The 16,137-nt window shown below is 64.6% G+C and carries 14 protein-coding genes; 1 reads left to right on the top strand and 13 read right to left on the bottom strand.

All coding sequences use genetic code 11. The annotated features are described in order from the left end of the window. Positions 1-54: 54 nt before the first annotated feature. Positions 55-342, top strand: a complete 288-nt coding sequence (locus RX329_RS28795; RefSeq protein WP_018458696.1) for a YciI family protein — start codon at positions 55-57, stop codon at positions 340-342. Positions 343-521: 179 nt separating this feature from the next. On the opposite strand, the gene RX329_RS28800 is transcribed toward RX329_RS28795, so the two are convergent. The 13 genes from RX329_RS28800 to hydA all read right to left on the bottom strand — a co-directional run bounded on the left by RX329_RS28800 (position 522) and on the right by hydA (position 16,117). Then, a complete protein-coding gene (locus tag RX329_RS28800; RefSeq protein ID WP_317244718.1) occupies positions 522-1,514 on the bottom strand; it encodes an oligopeptide/dipeptide ABC transporter ATP-binding protein in 993 nt (330 codons plus the stop codon). Beyond that, positions 1,511-2,500 (bottom strand): ABC transporter ATP-binding protein, encoded by a 990-nt coding sequence (locus tag RX329_RS28805; protein WP_204510786.1) that lies wholly within the window; start codon positions 2,498-2,500, stop codon positions 1,511-1,513. Before RX329_RS28805 ends, RX329_RS28800 begins: the two co-directional genes overlap by 4 nt. Before the next feature lie 19 nt (positions 2,501-2,519). Beyond that, on the bottom strand, positions 2,520-3,443 hold the full coding sequence (locus RX329_RS28810) for an ABC transporter permease (protein ID WP_018458693.1): 924 nt from the start codon (positions 3,441-3,443) through the stop codon (positions 2,520-2,522). Next, positions 3,440-4,381, bottom strand: coding sequence for an ABC transporter permease (locus tag RX329_RS28815; RefSeq protein WP_085352392.1), 942 nt, complete (start codon positions 4,379-4,381; stop codon positions 3,440-3,442). The genes RX329_RS28810 and RX329_RS28815 overlap by 4 nt, the downstream gene beginning before the upstream one ends. Positions 4,382-4,398: 17 nt before the next feature. Further along, positions 4,399-6,000, bottom strand: a complete 1,602-nt coding sequence (locus tag RX329_RS28820) for an ABC transporter substrate-binding protein (RefSeq protein ID WP_317244719.1) — start codon at positions 5,998-6,000, stop codon at positions 4,399-4,401. A 141-nt stretch (positions 6,001-6,141) separates the two neighbouring features. Beyond that, positions 6,142-7,812 (bottom strand): nickel ABC transporter ATP-binding protein NikE, encoded by a 1,671-nt coding sequence (nikE, locus tag RX329_RS28825; RefSeq protein ID WP_018458690.1) that lies wholly within the window; start codon positions 7,810-7,812, stop codon positions 6,142-6,144. Then, positions 7,809-8,657, bottom strand: coding sequence for an ABC transporter permease (locus tag RX329_RS28830; RefSeq protein WP_247300147.1), 849 nt, complete (start codon positions 8,655-8,657; stop codon positions 7,809-7,811). The genes nikE and RX329_RS28830 overlap by 4 nt, the downstream gene beginning before the upstream one ends. Further along, positions 8,654-9,688 (bottom strand): ABC transporter permease, encoded by a 1,035-nt coding sequence (locus tag RX329_RS28835; protein ID WP_007593101.1) that lies wholly within the window; start codon positions 9,686-9,688, stop codon positions 8,654-8,656. Before RX329_RS28835 ends, RX329_RS28830 begins: the two co-directional genes overlap by 4 nt. A gap of 54 nt (positions 9,689-9,742) precedes the next feature. Next, positions 9,743-11,353, bottom strand: a complete 1,611-nt coding sequence (locus RX329_RS28840; protein ID WP_317244720.1) for an ABC transporter substrate-binding protein — start codon at positions 11,351-11,353, stop codon at positions 9,743-9,745. Positions 11,354-11,472: 119 nt separating this feature from the next. Next, entirely contained in the window at positions 11,473-12,909 is a 1,437-nt protein-coding gene (locus RX329_RS28845) for an NAD(P)-binding domain-containing protein (RefSeq protein WP_018458686.1), read from the bottom strand. Further along, entirely contained in the window at positions 12,906-13,655 is a 750-nt protein-coding gene (locus RX329_RS28850; protein ID WP_018458685.1) for an SDR family oxidoreductase, read from the bottom strand. The genes RX329_RS28845 and RX329_RS28850 overlap by 4 nt, the downstream gene beginning before the upstream one ends. Position 13,656: 1 nt before the next feature. Next, positions 13,657-14,631, bottom strand: coding sequence for an NAD-dependent epimerase/dehydratase family protein (locus RX329_RS28855; protein ID WP_018458684.1), 975 nt, complete (start codon positions 14,629-14,631; stop codon positions 13,657-13,659). 16 nt (positions 14,632-14,647) lie between these two features. Beyond that, a complete protein-coding gene (gene hydA, locus RX329_RS28860; protein ID WP_026233637.1) occupies positions 14,648-16,117 on the bottom strand; it encodes a dihydropyrimidinase in 1,470 nt (489 codons plus the stop codon). Positions 16,118-16,137 lie beyond the last annotated feature (20 nt).

Here is a 16,137-nt window from a genome sequence, read left to right on the forward strand (position 1 = left end):
GGACGGCCGCAGCCGCGGCCGTCCCAAGAAAACGTGATATAAACGGAGACCATCATGCTGTTCGCCATTCACGCCCTCGACCGCGCCGGCGCGCTGCCGATCCGGCTCGCCAATTACGACGCCCACAAGGCTTTCCTGAGCGACACCTCGCGCTTCGGCGTCAAGATCGTGATGTCAGGGCCGCTGGTCTCCGACGACGGCGAGAGGATGATTGGCAGCCTGTTCCTGATCGAGGCGCCCGGCCGCAGCGAGGTCGAGGCTTTCAACCAAGCCGATCCGTTTGCCGCGGCCGACATCTGGGAAAAGGTCACGATCACGGGCTTCCTGCGCCGCCAGGGTTGAAGGCGGCTAAAACAAAAAACGCGAAAACAACCCCATGCACAGTAGAATGAGGTTGTTTTTACACATGAATTTTCGTCGCAAACGTTTTTGACTCGTCGGGCAAAACAGGAGCAGAGTGTCATCCTCGCCCGATTGACGCCCCTGCGCCTCGATCCAGAGCTTTGCGACCGCCCAGACGGCTAGCCGCTCGTCACCGTCGCACCTTCTTCGAGATGACAGGCCACCCACTGCTCGGGTCCAGCCGCGCGCAATGTCGGCTCCTCGGTCCGGCAGCGATCGAATACGAGCGGGCAACGGGTGTGGAAGCGGCACCCGCTTGGCGGGTTGATCGGACTCGGCACGTCTCCCTTGAGGATGATGGGATTGCGCTGAGCGCCAGGCTCGGGCAGCGGCACCGCCGAGAGCAGCGCCTTGGTGTAAGGATGCTTTGGCGCGGCGAAAATCTCGTAGCGCGGCGCCACCTCGACGATCTTGCCGAGATACATCACCGCGACGCGATGGGTCATGTGCTCGACGATCGCGAGGTCATGGCTGATGAACAGCAGCGCCAGGCCGAACTCGCGCTGCAGATCCTGCAGCAGATTGACGATCTGGGCCTTTACCGAGACGTCGAGCGCCGACACCGCCTCGTCGCAGACGATCAGCTCGGGCTCGGCGGCGAGCGCACGCGCGATGCCGATGCGCTGGCGCTGGCCCCCGGAGAATTCGTGCGGCCTGCGGTTCAGCGCCTCGCGCGGCAGGCGCACGGTGTCCATCAGCGCCGTCACGCGTGTCTCGAGATCGATCGTGGATTTGGCGAGGCCGAAATTGCGGATCGGCTCGGCCAGAATGTCGCGCACGCGCATGCGCGGATTGAGGCTCGAGAACGGGTCCTGGAACACCACCTGCACGCGGCGGCGCATCTGGCGCATCGTGCTCGGATGGGCGTCGTCGATTCGCTGGCCGTCGAGGATGACCTGCCCCGCCGTGATGTCGAACAGGCGCAAAATGGCGCGGCCGACCGTTGACTTGCCGCAGCCGGACTCGCCGACCAGCGAGAGCGTCTCGCCGCGCGCGATCTCGAACGACACGCCGTCCACCGCATAGACCCATTCGGACTTGCGGCTGAACAGGCCTTTTTTGACCGGGAAGTGCTTCTTGAGGTCGTTGACCTGGAGCAGCGGGGGACTCATGCCGCGACCGCTCCCTTGGCCGCATAGTGGCAGGCCGCGACGTGACGTGGCCCCTTCTCTTCGAGCCCCGGCGCATACTGCCGGCAGAGATCGGTCGCGAGCGCGCAACGTCCGGCGAAGACGCAGCCGACGATGGGCTTGCGCAGGTCAGGCACCTGCCCCGGGATCTCTGCAAGCCGTCTCGCGGTGCCGGTCAGCGACGAGCCGAGCCGCGGCACTGCGCCGAGCAGGCCCTGCGTATATGGATGACGCGGCGATCGGAACAGGTCCGCCACCGGCGCTTCCTCGACCTTGCGGCCGGCATACATGACCATGACGCGTTCGGCGATCTCGGCGACGACACCGAGATCGTGGGTGATCAGGATGATGGCTGCGCCAACCCGGTGCTTGAGATCCAGCATCAATTTCAGGATCTGCGCCTGGATCGTCACGTCGAGGGCGGTGGTCGGCTCGTCCGCAATGAGAAGCTTTGGATTGCAGGCGAGTGCAATGGCGATCATGACGCGCTGGCGCATGCCGCCGGAGAGCTGATGCGGATATTCACGCACGCGACGCGTCGGCTCGGGAATGCCGACCAGAATCAACATCTCAATGGCGTGCGCCTCCGCGGCCTGCTTGTCCAGGCCCTGGTGGATCATCAGCGTCTCGCGGATCTGGCGGCCGACAGTCAGGACCGGATTGAGGCTGGTCATCGGCTCCTGAAAAATCATCGAGATGTCGTTGCCGCGGATCGCGCGCATCTCGCGATCCGACATTTGCAGCAGGTCCTTGCCCGCGAAGCGGATGCTGCCGGCGATCCTTCCCGGTGGTTCCGGAATCAGCCGCATCAGCGACATGGAGGTCACCGACTTGCCGCAACCGGACTCACCGACGATGGCGAGGGTCTCGCCCTCGTTGACATGGAACGACACGCCTTCCACCGCGCGGTTGATGCCGCTGGGCGTGCGGAAGTGGGTCTGGAGGTTTTCGACTTCAAGCAGCGCCATCGGGATCAGCCCCTCGCCATCACAGGCTCTTGGCCATGCGCGGATCGAGCGCATCGCGAAGACCGTCGCCGAGCAAATTCACGGCGAGCACGGTGACGGACAGAAACGCCGCCGGAAAGAACACGATGTAGGGCTTGACCTGCCACAGCGCCCGCCCCTCGGCCATGATGTTGCCCCAAGACGGAATGGTCGGCGGCGTTCCCGCGCCGATGAAGGACAGGATCGCTTCCGTGATCATCGCACTGGCGCAAATGTAAGTTGCCTGGATCAGCATCGGCGCCAGCGTGTTGGGCAGGATGTGGCGCAGGATGATCATCGGTGTGCGCGTACCGCAGGCGACCGCCGCATCCACGTAAGGCTGTTCGCGCAGCGACAGCACCACACTACGGACAAGGCGGGAAACCCGCGGGATTTCGGCAACCGTAATCGCCAGAATGACGTTGCCGACGCTGCCGCGTGTCAGCGCCATCAGCGCGATCGCCAGCAGGATCGGCGGGATCGACATCAGGCCGTCCATGAAGCGCATCAAGATGCCGTCGGCCCAGCGGATGAAGCCGGAGACGATGCCGATGGCGAGACCGGCCGCGGAGGCGAAGATCGCAACGGACAAGCCGACCGTGAGCGAGACGCGCGCGCCGAACAGCACGCGTGAATAGATGTCGCGACCGAGCACGTCGGAGCCAAACCAGTAAAGCGCCGACGGCGCGCGGGTGCGCTTGGCCGGCGCAAGTGCGGTCGGATCCACCGTGCCAAGATAAGGCGCAAAAATCGCGATCAGGACGAGTATCAGCAGCAACGTGCCACCGATGGCGACGGTGGGATGGCCCCGCAGCAGGCCGATGAAGCCGCGCCGGATCACGACGGGCCGAAGAATCTCCGGCAGTTGCGGCGCGAGGACGAAGCCCGCCGGCAGCGCTTGCGGATTGACGGTCGTGTCGGTCAATAGCGGATCCTCGGGTCAACGAGCGTATAAACGACGTCGATCATCAGATTGACGAGGACGTAGACGAAGCTGAACAGCAGCACGATGCCCTGGATGACGGGATAATCGCGGCGCAGGATCGCGTCGATCGTGAGCCGGCCGAGGCCGGGAATCGCGAACACGCTTTCCGTGACGACCGCGCCGCCGATCAGAAGCGCAATGCCGATCCCGATCACCGTGACGATCGGCACTGCCGCGTTCTTCAGCGCGTGGACGAACAGGATGCCGCCCTGCCCGAGGCCCTTGGCGCGCGCGGTGCGGATATAATCCTGTTGCAGCACTTCGAGCATGGTGGCGCGCGTGATACGCGCGATCAGCGCGATGTAGACACAGCCGAGTGCGATCGACGGCAGGATCAGGTTTTGCAGCCAGGGCCAGAGGCCCTGGGCGAGCGGCGTATAGCCCTGCACGGGAAGCCATTCGAGCTCCAGCGCAAAGACGTAGGCGAGGACATAGCCGACGACGAAGACCGGCAGGGAGAAGCCGAACACGGCAAAGGCCATGATGGCCCGGTCGATCAGGCTTCCCGCCTTCCAGGCCGCCAGCACGCCGAGCGGCACCGCGACCACGATCGTGAGCAGGAGCGTGACCATCATCAGCGACAGCGTCGGCCCGAGACGCTGGCCGATCATGGTCGAGACCGGCAGATTGGTGAAGATCGAGGTGCCGAGATCGCCGTGCAGAATGCGCCAGACCCAGCTGCCGAACTGGATCAGGAAGGGTCGGTCGAGCCCGAGGCTCTGACGGATGCGCTCCACATCCTCCGGACTTGCCTGATCGCCCGCGATCACCACGGCGGGATCCCCCGGCGCGATGTAGAGCAGGCTGAACACGAACAGCGCGACGATCGCCATCACGGGCAAGGTCGAGGCGATACGCCGGAGGATGTAGGAGAGCATCTGGCTTCAGCGCAGGGTCATGTGGATTTCGACACGCCCCAGAAGAACGGCAGCGGCCCTTTCGTGATGCCGGAGACGTTCTTGCGCCAGGCCGTGTAGCTGAGGAAGAAGCCGGTCGGCGCGTAGACGACGTCCTCGAGCGCGACCTTGTTGAGGCGAGCGACCGCGGCCTTCTCCTCGTCGAGGTTCTTGGCCTCGAACCAGGACGTGACCTCCTTCTCGGTGCCGGGGCTGCTCGGCCAGCCGAACCACGCCTTGTCGCCGTTGGCGCGAATGGCGGTGTAGGGCGCCGGATTGATGCAGTCCGAACCTGCATGCCAGGTGTGGAACATGTTCCAGCCGCCCTGCCCGGGCGGTGTCTTCTGCGCGCGGCGGGAGCCGACGGTGCCCCAATCGGTCGCGACGAAGTCGACATTCATGCCGAGCTTCTTCAGGAGATCGGCGGTCACATCGCCGAACGCCTTGGTGATCGGCTGATCCTGCGCCACCAGGCACGTCACCGGCTGGCCGGAATAGCCGCTCTCCGCGAGCAGCTTCTTGGCGGCGTCGAGATCGCGCTTGCCCTTCAAGACTTCGCCGCCCGCCTCGGTGTAGAGCGGCGTATCGGGCGTGAAGAAGCCCGGCAGCGACTTCCACAGCGAATTGTCGTCGCCGACGAGCGCACGCATATAGTCTTCCTGGCTCATCGCCATCAGCACTGCGCGCCGCGCCCGCACGTCGTTGAAGGGCGGATACAGGAAGTTCATGCGGAACGAGCCGACATTGCCGAGGGGATCGCCGATGTCGACGCTGATGTTCTTGTTCTTCTTCAGGACCGGGACGAGGTCCGCGATGGGGTTCTCCCACCAGTCGATCTCGCCGTTTTGCAACGCGGCCGCGGCGGTCGCCGGATCCGGCATCACGATCCATTCGACGCGGTCGAGCAGCATCTGCTTGCCGCCGGCGAGCCACGATGCCTTCTCCTGCCGCGGCACATAGTCGGCGAATTTTTCGAACACGGCTTTGGCGCCCGGGACCCACTCACCCTTGGCGAACTTCATCGGCCCCGAGCCGACATAATCGCCGATCTGCTTGAACGGGTCGGTCTGCGCAATGCGCTCCGGCATGATGAAGGCGCAAGGCGAATTGTTCTTGCCAAGCGCGTAGAGCATCTTCGGGAACGGCTGCTTCAGCACCCATTTGAAGGTGCGGTCGTCGACAGCGGTGAGTTCCTGCTGCAGCGCCTTGAGCATCAGCCCCATCGGATCGCGTGCCGCCCAGCGAGTGAGACTCGCAACGACGTCCTTGCTCAGCACCGGCTCGCCGTCGTGGAATTTGAGCCCCGGCCGCAATTTGAACGTCCAGGTGGTGCCGTCGTCGGTCACTTCCTCGGACTCGACCATCTGCCGCTGCGGCTGCAGCGCGGAATCGACGCCGTAGAGCGTATCCCAGACCAGCGCGGCGGCATTGCGCACGACATATTGCGTGCCCCAGATCGGGTCGAAATTGGCGAGATTTGCTTGCGGCACGAAGCGCAGGGTGCGCGCGGAGGCGCCTTGTGCGATCGCAGGGGCCGAGAGGCCGCTCAATGCCAGACCGCCCGCGCCGGCCAGTCCCTTCAATACGGTCCTGCGATCCATGAAATCCTCCCAATAGTGCCGTGATGCCGGCCATCGTTGGCCAAGAACAGGTGAAACCAGAGCTCATTGGCGTGCAAATGGTATGCCACTAACCAGACCTTCGCCAGCGCGATATCCGCACTAGCTGGGCCAGTCGAGACCTCAAAGCGCGGCCGCCAGCACCGGGCCGGTCTCGATATGCGGGATCGCCTCGACCAGCTTGCGCGTGTAGTCGGTCTTGGGATTGTCGAACAACGCCCGGCTCTCGCCCTGCTCCACGATGCCGCCATTGCGCAGCACGATGGTGCGGTCGCAGAGCATCCGCACCACGTTGAGATCGTGGCTGACGAACAGCAGCGCGATGTCGTTCTCGCGCCGCAGGCGGTCGAGCAGTTGCAGCACCACGGCCTGAACGGAGACGTCGAGCGCAGCGGTCGGCTCGTCCAGCACCAGAAGGCGCGGCCGGCAGGCGATGGCACGGGCGATGCCGACGCGCGCCTTCTGGCCGCCGGAGAGCTGATGCGGAAAGCGCGGCAACAGATCCAGCGGCAGCCCCACGCGATCGGCGCAGTCTTCCACCCGCTTGCGCAGCGCATCGCCCCCACGCATACGATCGAGCCGCATCAGGGGATGGGCGATGCAGTCGAAGGCGGTGAAGCGCGGATTGAGGCTCTCGTTCGGGTCCTGGAACACCATCTGGATATCTTTGCGGAACTGCGAGCGGTGAAAGTCGCGCGACGCCACATGGCCGATCGCCTGGCCGTCGAACACGATCTCGCCCTCGCTCGGGTCGATCAGGCGGCAGATCATGCGCGACGTCGTGCTCTTGCCGGAGCCGGATTCACCGACGAGGCCGACGCTCTCGCCGCCCGCCATCGTCATCGAGAAGTCCGCCACCGCCGCAGCGCCCTCGTCGAAGCGTTTTGCGAGCTTGCGCACCTCCAGCAGCGGCGGAGTCCCGTGGACGGGCTCCCGTCTGGGCCTGCCGATGACAGCCGCGTAGCCTTCCCGCTCCTCTTCCGTCACGAGGTCCGCGATCCCGGAGGTCGCGGTTGGCGACGCCGCCACCAGCCGCCTGGTATAGGCGTGCTGCGGCGCGCCGAAGAGCGTCCTGGGGCTTGCCTCTTCGACGATGCGGCCGCGTTCCATCACCGCGATACGGCGGCAATATCGCGCCGCTAACCCGAGATCGTGCGTGATCAGGATCGTCGCCATGCCGCGCGCGGCGGCAATCTCCGCCAGGAGGTCCATCACCACCTTCTGCGTGGTGACATCGAGTCCGGTCGTTGGCTCATCGGCGATCAAGAGCGCGGGATTGCAGGAAATCGCGATCGCGATCATGACGCGCTGGCACATGCCGCCGGAAAGTTCGTGCGGATAGGCGTTCATCCGCGTCTCGGGGTCGCGGATCTGGACGGCGCGCAACAGCTCCAGCGCTTCGGCGCGGGCGGCATCCTTCGATATCCGCTTGTGCGTGAGGATCGCGTCCGCGATCTGCAAACCGATCGCGCGGATCGGATTGAGCGCCGCCCGCGGGTTCTGGAAGATCATCGACATCGCGGCGCCCTGGAGCTGCCGGAGATCGTCACCCCTGAGTTTTGTGACGTCCTGCCCGCGAAACAGTATCTTGCCTGCGGTGACGCGGCCGGCCGCATCGAGCAGCCGCGTCGTGGCAAAACCGGTGACCGACTTACCAGAGCCGCTTTCGCCGACGAGGCCAAGCATCTCGCCGGCTTCGACCGTGAGCGTCACACCGCGCACGGCCTCGACCATCCCGCGTCGCGTCGAGAATTCGACGTGGAGGTCGTCGATCCTGAGCAATTCCTCGCTCATGTGCGCATGCGCGGATCGAGAATGTCCCGCATCCCGTCACCGAGGAGGTTGAAGCACAGCACGGCCATCATCAACGCGAGGCCCGGAAAGGCCACCAGCCACCACCGCCCCGTCGAAATGAAGCGCGCGCCCTCCGCGACCATGATGCCCCATTCCGGCGTCGGCGGCTTGACGCCAAGGCCGATGAAGGACAGGCCGGCGGCGTTCAGGATCGCCCAGCCGAGGTTGAGCGAGATCTGCACCGCCATCGCCGGCAGGATGTTCGGCAACAGGAAGCGCAGCACCACCGAGAAATGGCTCTCGCCGCAGGAACGCGCCGCCTCCACCCAGCCGACATTGCGCCGGACGTTGACCTCGGCACGGGCGAAGCGGATGTAGAAGGGCAGATTGATGATCGCGGTCGCAATCACGATGTTCTCGATCCGGTTGCCGAGCGCCGCAACCATCGCCATCGCCAGCACAAACAGCGGAAAGGCCATCATGACATCGACGAAGCGGCCGACCGAGCGGTCGAGCCTGCCGCCGGCATAGCCGCAGAACGAGCCCACGACGGCGCCGATGACGAAGGAGATGCCGACCGCCGAGACCGCGATGGCGAGGTCGAGCCGTGCCGCAACGACGAGGCGGCTGAACACGTCGCGCCCGAGCTGGTCGGTGCCGGCAAGGTGCGCCGCGCTCGGCGGCTGCAAGGCCTCCGAGACATTGGAGACGATGGGATCATAGGGCACGAGCCACGGTCCGAAGATCGCGACCAGGACGAACAGCAGGACACCGGCCGCGGCGACGCCGGTCAGCGGGTTGCCGCGCAAAATCCAGACCGAATGGCGGAGGGTTGCGCTGATCATCCGATCGACACCCTGGGATCGGCGATGCCGTAGCAGATATCGACGACCAGATTGACCAGCACGAAGATGCCAGCCATCAGCAGCACAAAACCCTGCACCGGCGCATAGTCGGACGACAGCAGCGCATCGAGCGCGTAGGAGGCGACGCCCGGCCAGGAGAACACCTTCTCCACCAGGACATTCGCGCCAAGCATGGTCGAGAACACGATGCCTGCAATGGTGATGACGGGAAGGATCGCATTGCGCAGCGCATAGGTGACGACGACCTTCTGCCAGGACAATCCGACGGAGCGCGCGGTGCGCACGAAATCGCTACCGAGCGAGACCAGCATCGAGGCACGTGTGATCCGCGCCAGCGGCGCGATGACGAACAGGGCCATGCTCAGCGCCGGCAGGATCAACTGCTTGCAGGCCGCCCACCAGCCTTCGATGTCCCCCGCGAGCAGGAAATCGATCGACAGGAACCCAGTGCGCTGCGGCGGCAGTGAGGTGAAGACGTCGATCCGCCCGGTCGGATCAGGCGCAAGACCGAGCAGATAGTAGAACACATAGATCAGCAGCAGGCCCGAGACGAAGGTCGGCACGCAGACGCCGAGCGCACAGAACAGCCGCACGCCGTGATCGACCAGCGATCCCGGTTTCAAGGCTGCGACCACGCCGAGCGGGACCGCCGCGATCAGCGCGATCAGCAGCGCCGTGAAGGTGAGCTCCAGCGAGGCCGGCAGCCGTTCGCGAAGGTCCTTCAGGACCGGCTGGCCGGTCATCATGGAGCGGCCGAGATTGCCGCGCCCGATATCGGACAGATAGAACACGAGCTGCTCCGGTACCGACTTGTCGAGCCCCATCTGCTTGCGGATCTGCTCGATCTCTTCCTTGCCGGCATTGGGCCCCGAGGCGAAGAACACCGCGGGATCTCCGGGGAGGACCCGCATCAGTAGAAAGGTGAAGACCAGCACGCCGAACAACGCCGGCAGCGACGACAGAAGCCGCCTCCCCGCCCGCGCCACCGTCGCACCAAGACCTGTCATCACCTTCAGAGCCTCTGGTTTGCAGACATGATTTCTTGCTCAAGTTACTTTTTGAAGTCACTTGCGGCTGACGTCGCGATAGTCGACCTGACGATGGAATTCATAGGTGTAGCCCTCGATCGACGAGGCCATCACGGCGTCCTGGTTGGGCTGCCACAGCGGGATCTGCGGCATCTCGCTGAAATGGATCGCGTTGAGCTTGCGGCCGGCTTCCTCGTACTTGGCCTTGTCGGGCTCGAAGCGCGCTTCCTGCGCGATCGTCGCCAGCTCCGGATTGTTGATCGAGCTGTAGTTCCAGCGCTGATTGCCGGTGTAGAAATTGCGGTAGAAGTAATCGGTCGAGGGCAGCCAGGCGACGATGCCTTCCGTGAACAAGGGCAGCTTCTTCTCGTTGATTTGCGTGGACATCTGCGCATCCGGCAGCTTCTGGATGTCGACCTTGATCCCGATCTTGGCAAGCGATTCCTTCACGAGGGCCGCCATCGGCTCGGCGGTCGAGGCCTGGCCGACGTTGAAGCTGAAGGTGGTCGAAAAACCCTCCGGGAGTCCAGCAGCTTTCAGATACTCCCTCGCCTTGTCGAGATCGGTCTTCACCGGCGCCTGGAACGGATAGATGCCGTTCAACGGCTTGCCATCCGGCCAAGTCGCACCGAACAGCGGGGCTCCGCGACCGAACAGGGCAGCCTTGAACATGTCCTCATAGGGCAGCGCGAAGGCGACGGCGCGGCGGACGTTGACGTTGTCGAAAGGCGGGATCTGGTTGTTCATCGAGACGAAGGTGATCGAATTGTATTGCGGCGTCGAGATCACCTTGAGCTTGCCCTTGACTTCGAGCGACTGCACGTCGCTGGCCTGGAGATCAACGACGAGATCGGCATCGCCACGCTCGACCAGATTGGCCCGGGTCGCGGGCTCCGGCACGGACTGCACGATCACGCGCTTGAAAAAGGCTGGCTTGTCGGGCGAGCCGCGGTTCCAGGCCTCGTTGCGCTTGATGATCACCTGCTCGCCGGGCTTGAAGCTCTCGATCACATAAGCACCGCTGCCGGCGGTGTGCTCCTTCAGCCAGGCCGTGGCCCATGGATCCTCTGGTGTCGCATGCTCCTTTGCGACTTTCGAGTTGATGATCAGCGGGTAGACGGTCGCGAGATTCGGCAGCGCGAGCTTGTCGGGTTTCGGCAGCGTGAATTCGATTGTGAGGGGATCGATCACCTTGAACTGGTCGGCCGACGTCAGCGATCCCGTCAGCAATTGCGCCTTGCCGAGGATCGGCGCGGTGACGCAGCGATCGAGCGACCATTTCACATCTTCGGCGGTCACGGGCGAGCCGTCCTGGAACTTGGCGTCCTTGCGCAGACGGAATGTCAGCTTCAGTCCGTCCGGACTGACGTCGTAGGATTCGGCGAGCTCGCCGGCGATCTTGTCGAGATCGAACACCTTGAGCTGCTTGCGGCCGAACGCCACAAGGCGGTCGTAAGTGCTCATGCTCAGTGCGAAGGATTCCCGCGTCGAGCCCGGGATGTTGGGATCGAGCGTGTTGACCGATGCACCGGTGACATAGCGCAGCGTCTCCGCCCTGGTTTGCGCTTGCGCAGGCGCAGCGGCGACAAGCAGAAGCGCAGTGGTGGCGAGCACGGAGGATGCCATCCTGAAAGACACAAAACGCATTCGTTTTCCCCAAAATTTTCGACAAGAACGCCGACAGGACAGGTTAAGAAAGAAGCAAGTTGCGCGCCAGTCTCTTGATGCGCTCTTGTGGACGCTTTGTCGCGGCGGCGCATGGACGATCATCGCGATTCCTCCAAGTTTCGCGCTGCCCGCGTCACCACGGCCTGCGGCACGTCATAGGCGCGAAGCGAGGCCCAATGCCGTTCGACATCGGCACGAAACAGGCCGCGCGTCAGGCCATTCACCAGCTTCGGCGCCGCGGTCGTCATCGCGTTGATCGACGATCCCGACGGACCGAAACTCATGGTGGAGGCGATGGCGAAGAGATGGATATTCGAGATCCACGGCGTATCGCCCGCGACACGCTCGGTGAAGGCATAATCGTCTGCGAGATAGGGAAAGCGACCGAGCCGCGCGCTGCGCTCGCTCTCCGGGGGCTGGTAGCGGTCGGCCCAGGTTGCGATATTGCCGGCAAATGCGCGCAACTCGCCACGGCCGGAAAAATCCATGTCGATGCCGGTGCCGCAGATGACGAAATCCGCAGGTATGGCGCCGCGCGGCGTCTGCAATTCCACACCACGATCGGTCTCGCGGGCCGCCTCGATCGGCGCGCCCTCGTGCAATGTGAAATTGGCGTGATTTGCGCAGCGATCGTAAGTTGCCTGCGGAAAGCCCTCGCGCATCTCGAGGATGGTGCGCATGAAGCGCCAGCGCCAGGCATCGTCGAGATCGCTGAAATGGCGCAGGAAGCCGCGGAAGGTCAGCCAGCGATAGGGCTGGATCAGCTGGATCTGCGCACGACGACACAGCAGGTGCACCTCCGCCGCGCCAGCCTCCAGCGCGGTTGCCGCATTGTCGAAGGCGGATGCGCCGGCGCCGATCACGGCGACGCGCTTGCCGCGAAGGTTTTCGAAGTCGATGTCGTCGGCGACGGTTGCGACCGAGCTCATGGGCAGATGGCTCAGCGGCTCGGGGATCATCCAGTTCCCCATCCCCTCCTGCCCCGTCGCAAGCACGATCTTGCGCGCATGGAGTGTCTCGACGCCATCGCCACGTTTCACGCGTGCGGCCAGCAAACCATCCCGCGCCGGCCGGATTTCCAGAAGCTCGCTCCCGTTGCGCACCGGCAAGCCGACTGTGCGCCGCAGCCAGAGCAGATACTCAGCCCAGTGGCAGCGCGGGATCAGGTCGAGTGTCTGCCAGCTCTCCGTGCCGAAGCGGGCCTCATGCCAGGATTGATAGGTCAGGCTGGGGATGTCGAGGTCAGGTCCCGTATAGTCCTTCGGGCTGCGCAGCGTCGGCATGCGGGCATAGGCGAGCCATGGCCCCTCCTTCCCCTCCTCGGCCTTGTCCAGCAGCAGGATGTTGCTGACGCGGGAGCGCAGCAGGCCGAAGCCGATGGCGATGCCGGATTGGCCGGCGCCGATCACGAGCACATCCAGCGCCGGCTTGCCATCCGGTCCCGTCTTCGGTTCGAGCCAGGCGGCACCGGGATGCGCGATCCGCGCGAGATCGGCGCGAACGTTCGCTTCCAGTTCTGTCAGCGCATCACTCATGCCGCGAGCCAGCCTCCGTCGACCACCATCACGGTGCCGGTCGTAAACGAGGAGGCATCGCTTGCGAGGTGGAGCGCGGCCTGCGCGATCTCATCGGCCTGGCCGAACCGCTTCATGGCATGGCGGTCGCGGGAGGCTTCGCGCACCTCGTCCGCATTGGCGTGGCGCGCAAAGCTGCGGCGAAGCATCGGCGTGTCGATCGCACCGGGCGCGATGGCGTTGACGCGAATGCCGTCCGCCGCGAAATCCACCGCCATCGTCCGGGTCAGGCTGACAATCGCGCCCTTGGCGGCGATATAGGCACTGTTGCCCTTGCCGCCGGCAATCGCAAGCTGCGACGCCAGCGTGATGATCGAACCGCTGTTCTGCCGCTGCATCTGCGGCACGGCTGCCCTCGCCCACAGCCAGGTGCCGCCGACATTGGTGCGGAACACCGCATCCCAATCGGCGGGGTCCGTTGTCAACACGGTGCCGCCACAGGAGAAGCCAGCGGCAGTCATCAGGATATCGAGCTGGCCGTGCCGTGCTACCACATCATTTGCCACCGCCTCGGCGAAATCGGCATCGCCGACGTCGCCAATATGCGTCATGGCCTCCCCGACCAAGCTCAACGTTTCCTGAAGTCCGGCTGGATCGCGATCGACCAGAGCAAGACGTGCGCCCTCTTCCGCGAACAGCTTTGCACTGGCGCGGCCGATGCCGGAGCCTGCGCCCGTGATGATGGCCGTGCGCCCCTGCAGCCGCATCTCAGATCCACTCCTTATGCTGCGTCAACCAGGCGCTCATCGCGGCCGCCGACTCGGCGCAGCCGAACTGCGCGCGCCAGCCGAATTCATCCGCCATCCGGTTCACCGACAGCGGCGCGCGATAGGGCCCATGCAGCTTGATGACGGTTTTCTCGCCGGGCGCCGCGACCCGGCACTCCAGGCCGGGATGCAACGCCGCAAAGGCCTCGCCCCATTGCAGCGCAGGCCAAAGTTCTCCGCGGGAGATGTTGTAGAGCCGGTGGCGCGGCCGCTCGGCTTCGATCAGCAGTGCGACGGCCTCGGCCGCATCCGGCGCGTAGATCCAGTCCCGCATGCCCGCTTCAGGCATGATCGCCGGCTCGCCGCGCGCGAACGCGGCCAAGATCTGGAACTGGAGGCTTGGCGTGTCGCGCACGGAACTCGGTCGCTCCCACGGTCCGAATAGCGCGCTCAGCCGCACATTTAGGAAATCACCGCCGAAGAGCTCGGCGTGACGCGCAACCGATCGCTCCGATGTGAACTTGCTGATCGCGTAGAACGAGACCGGATCGCAAGGCGTGTCCTCGTCCAGAATCTCGACCCGCGCGCCCGCGGCGCCATAGGCCGATGCCGAGGAGAGATTGACGACCCGGCGCACGCCATGCCGGATCGCGGAGAGCAGGATCGGGATCTGCGCCATCACGTTGATCTCGAGAACGCGCGCGGTCGATGCCCTCTCCAGTTCATCACCGGCGGTGATGGCCGCGCCGAGCACGATCGCATCAACTCCTTCGGCGATGAGGGCATCGATGGCATCTGCGTCGGTGATATCGCCCTGCACCGCTTTGAGCCGTGCGCCGTAGTCGGCAAGAGACCGCCGCGCGGATGGCGGCAACTCTGCACGGTCGTACAGCGTCACGTCATGGCCGCGCGCGAGCAGCGCCTCCGCAACATTGAGCCCGACAAAGCCGGTGCCGCCGAAGATGACGATCTTCATCGCGCGCGATCCACCGTCACAGTAGCTTCGCTCCGAAATTGCGCTCGGGATCCATGTCGGCCACGAGCCGCCCCGTCGGCATGGCCGCCTCGCCGCCGCTGCGTGCCAGGAACTGGCCGCTGCCTGCGCTCGCGAGGCACTTGTTGCCATCGATGATCACTCGGCCACGCGACAGCACCGACACCGGCCAGCCCTTCAGCTTGCGGCCTGCAAACGGCGTGTAGCCGGCAAGGTCGTGCATCATCTCATCGGCGATCTCGACCTCGCGATTAGGATCCCAGATTGCAATATCGGCATCGGCGCCGACCGCGATCGAGCCCTTGCGCGGATGCAGATTGTAAATCTTGGCCGGCGCCGTCGACGTCAGTTCGACGAACTTTTCCAGGCCCAGCCGCCCGTTCGACACCATCGCGTCGAACAGCAGCGGCAGGCGCAGCTCCAATCCCGGCAGGCCATTCGCGACCTGCTTGAAGTTCGGATTGGGGCCGGCGCGCAGCTTGCCGGTCTCGTCATAGCGATACGGCGCGTGATCCGACGAGATGGTCTGGAGATCGCCGAGCGACAGCGCCTGCCACAGCGCCTCCTGGTCTGAATGCGTCCGCGGCGGCGGGCTGCACATCCACTTGGCTCCTTCCACCTCGGGCTTGTCGAGATCGGCTGCGGTGAAGAACAGGTATTGCGGACAGGTCTCGGCAAACACCTTCAACCCCTGCCCGCGCGAATCGCGGATCACCTTGGCGCCTTCGGCGGTGGAGACGTGGAAGATCATGATGGGCTGGTCGATCAGCGCAGCCATGCCGATCAACCGGGTAAAGGCTTCCGCCTCCGACACGCGGGCGTGGCTGACGGCGTGATATTTCGGCATTGTGTAGCCGCGCGCGAGCAGGCGCTTCACCATCCAGGCGATGATGCCGTGGTTTTCGGCATGGGCGCACAACATCGCGCCGGACTGGCGCGCGGCAAGAAGGATGTCCAGCAGCGGCTCATCATCCACCTTGAGCCGGTCGTAGGTCATGAAAATCTTGATCGAGGCGTGGCCCTGCTTCACCAGCGCCGGAATGTGCTCCTCGACCGTTTCCCGGGTCGCATCCGCAATGATCATGTGAAAGGCGTAGTCGATCACTGCGCCCTTCTTGGCGAGGGCGTGATAATCCTCCACCACCTGCGGCAGCTTCATGCCGACATGCTGGGCCGCAAACGGGATCACCGTGGTCGTGCCGCCGAAGGCCGCCGAGACGGTCGCGCTCTCGAAGGTGTCGGCGTTCATGATGCCGGCAGCGGACAATTGCTCGATATGGGCGTGGCTGTCGACGCCGCCGGGTAGAACGAGTTTCCCGCGCGCGTCGATCTCGCGCTTCGCAGCCGGAAGCCCGCGGCCGATAGCGGCGATGGTCTCACCGGAGATGGCGACATCGGCTTCAAAGACGTCGGTCGTCGTCGCGACGCGCCCACCGCGAATGATCAGGTCGTAAGCGGGTTCAGTCATGAGGCACTCCATGATAGGCT

The organism is Bradyrhizobium sp. BWC-3-1 (assembly GCF_032917965.1).
Taxonomy (GTDB): domain Bacteria; phylum Pseudomonadota; class Alphaproteobacteria; order Rhizobiales; family Xanthobacteraceae; genus Bradyrhizobium; species Bradyrhizobium canariense_D.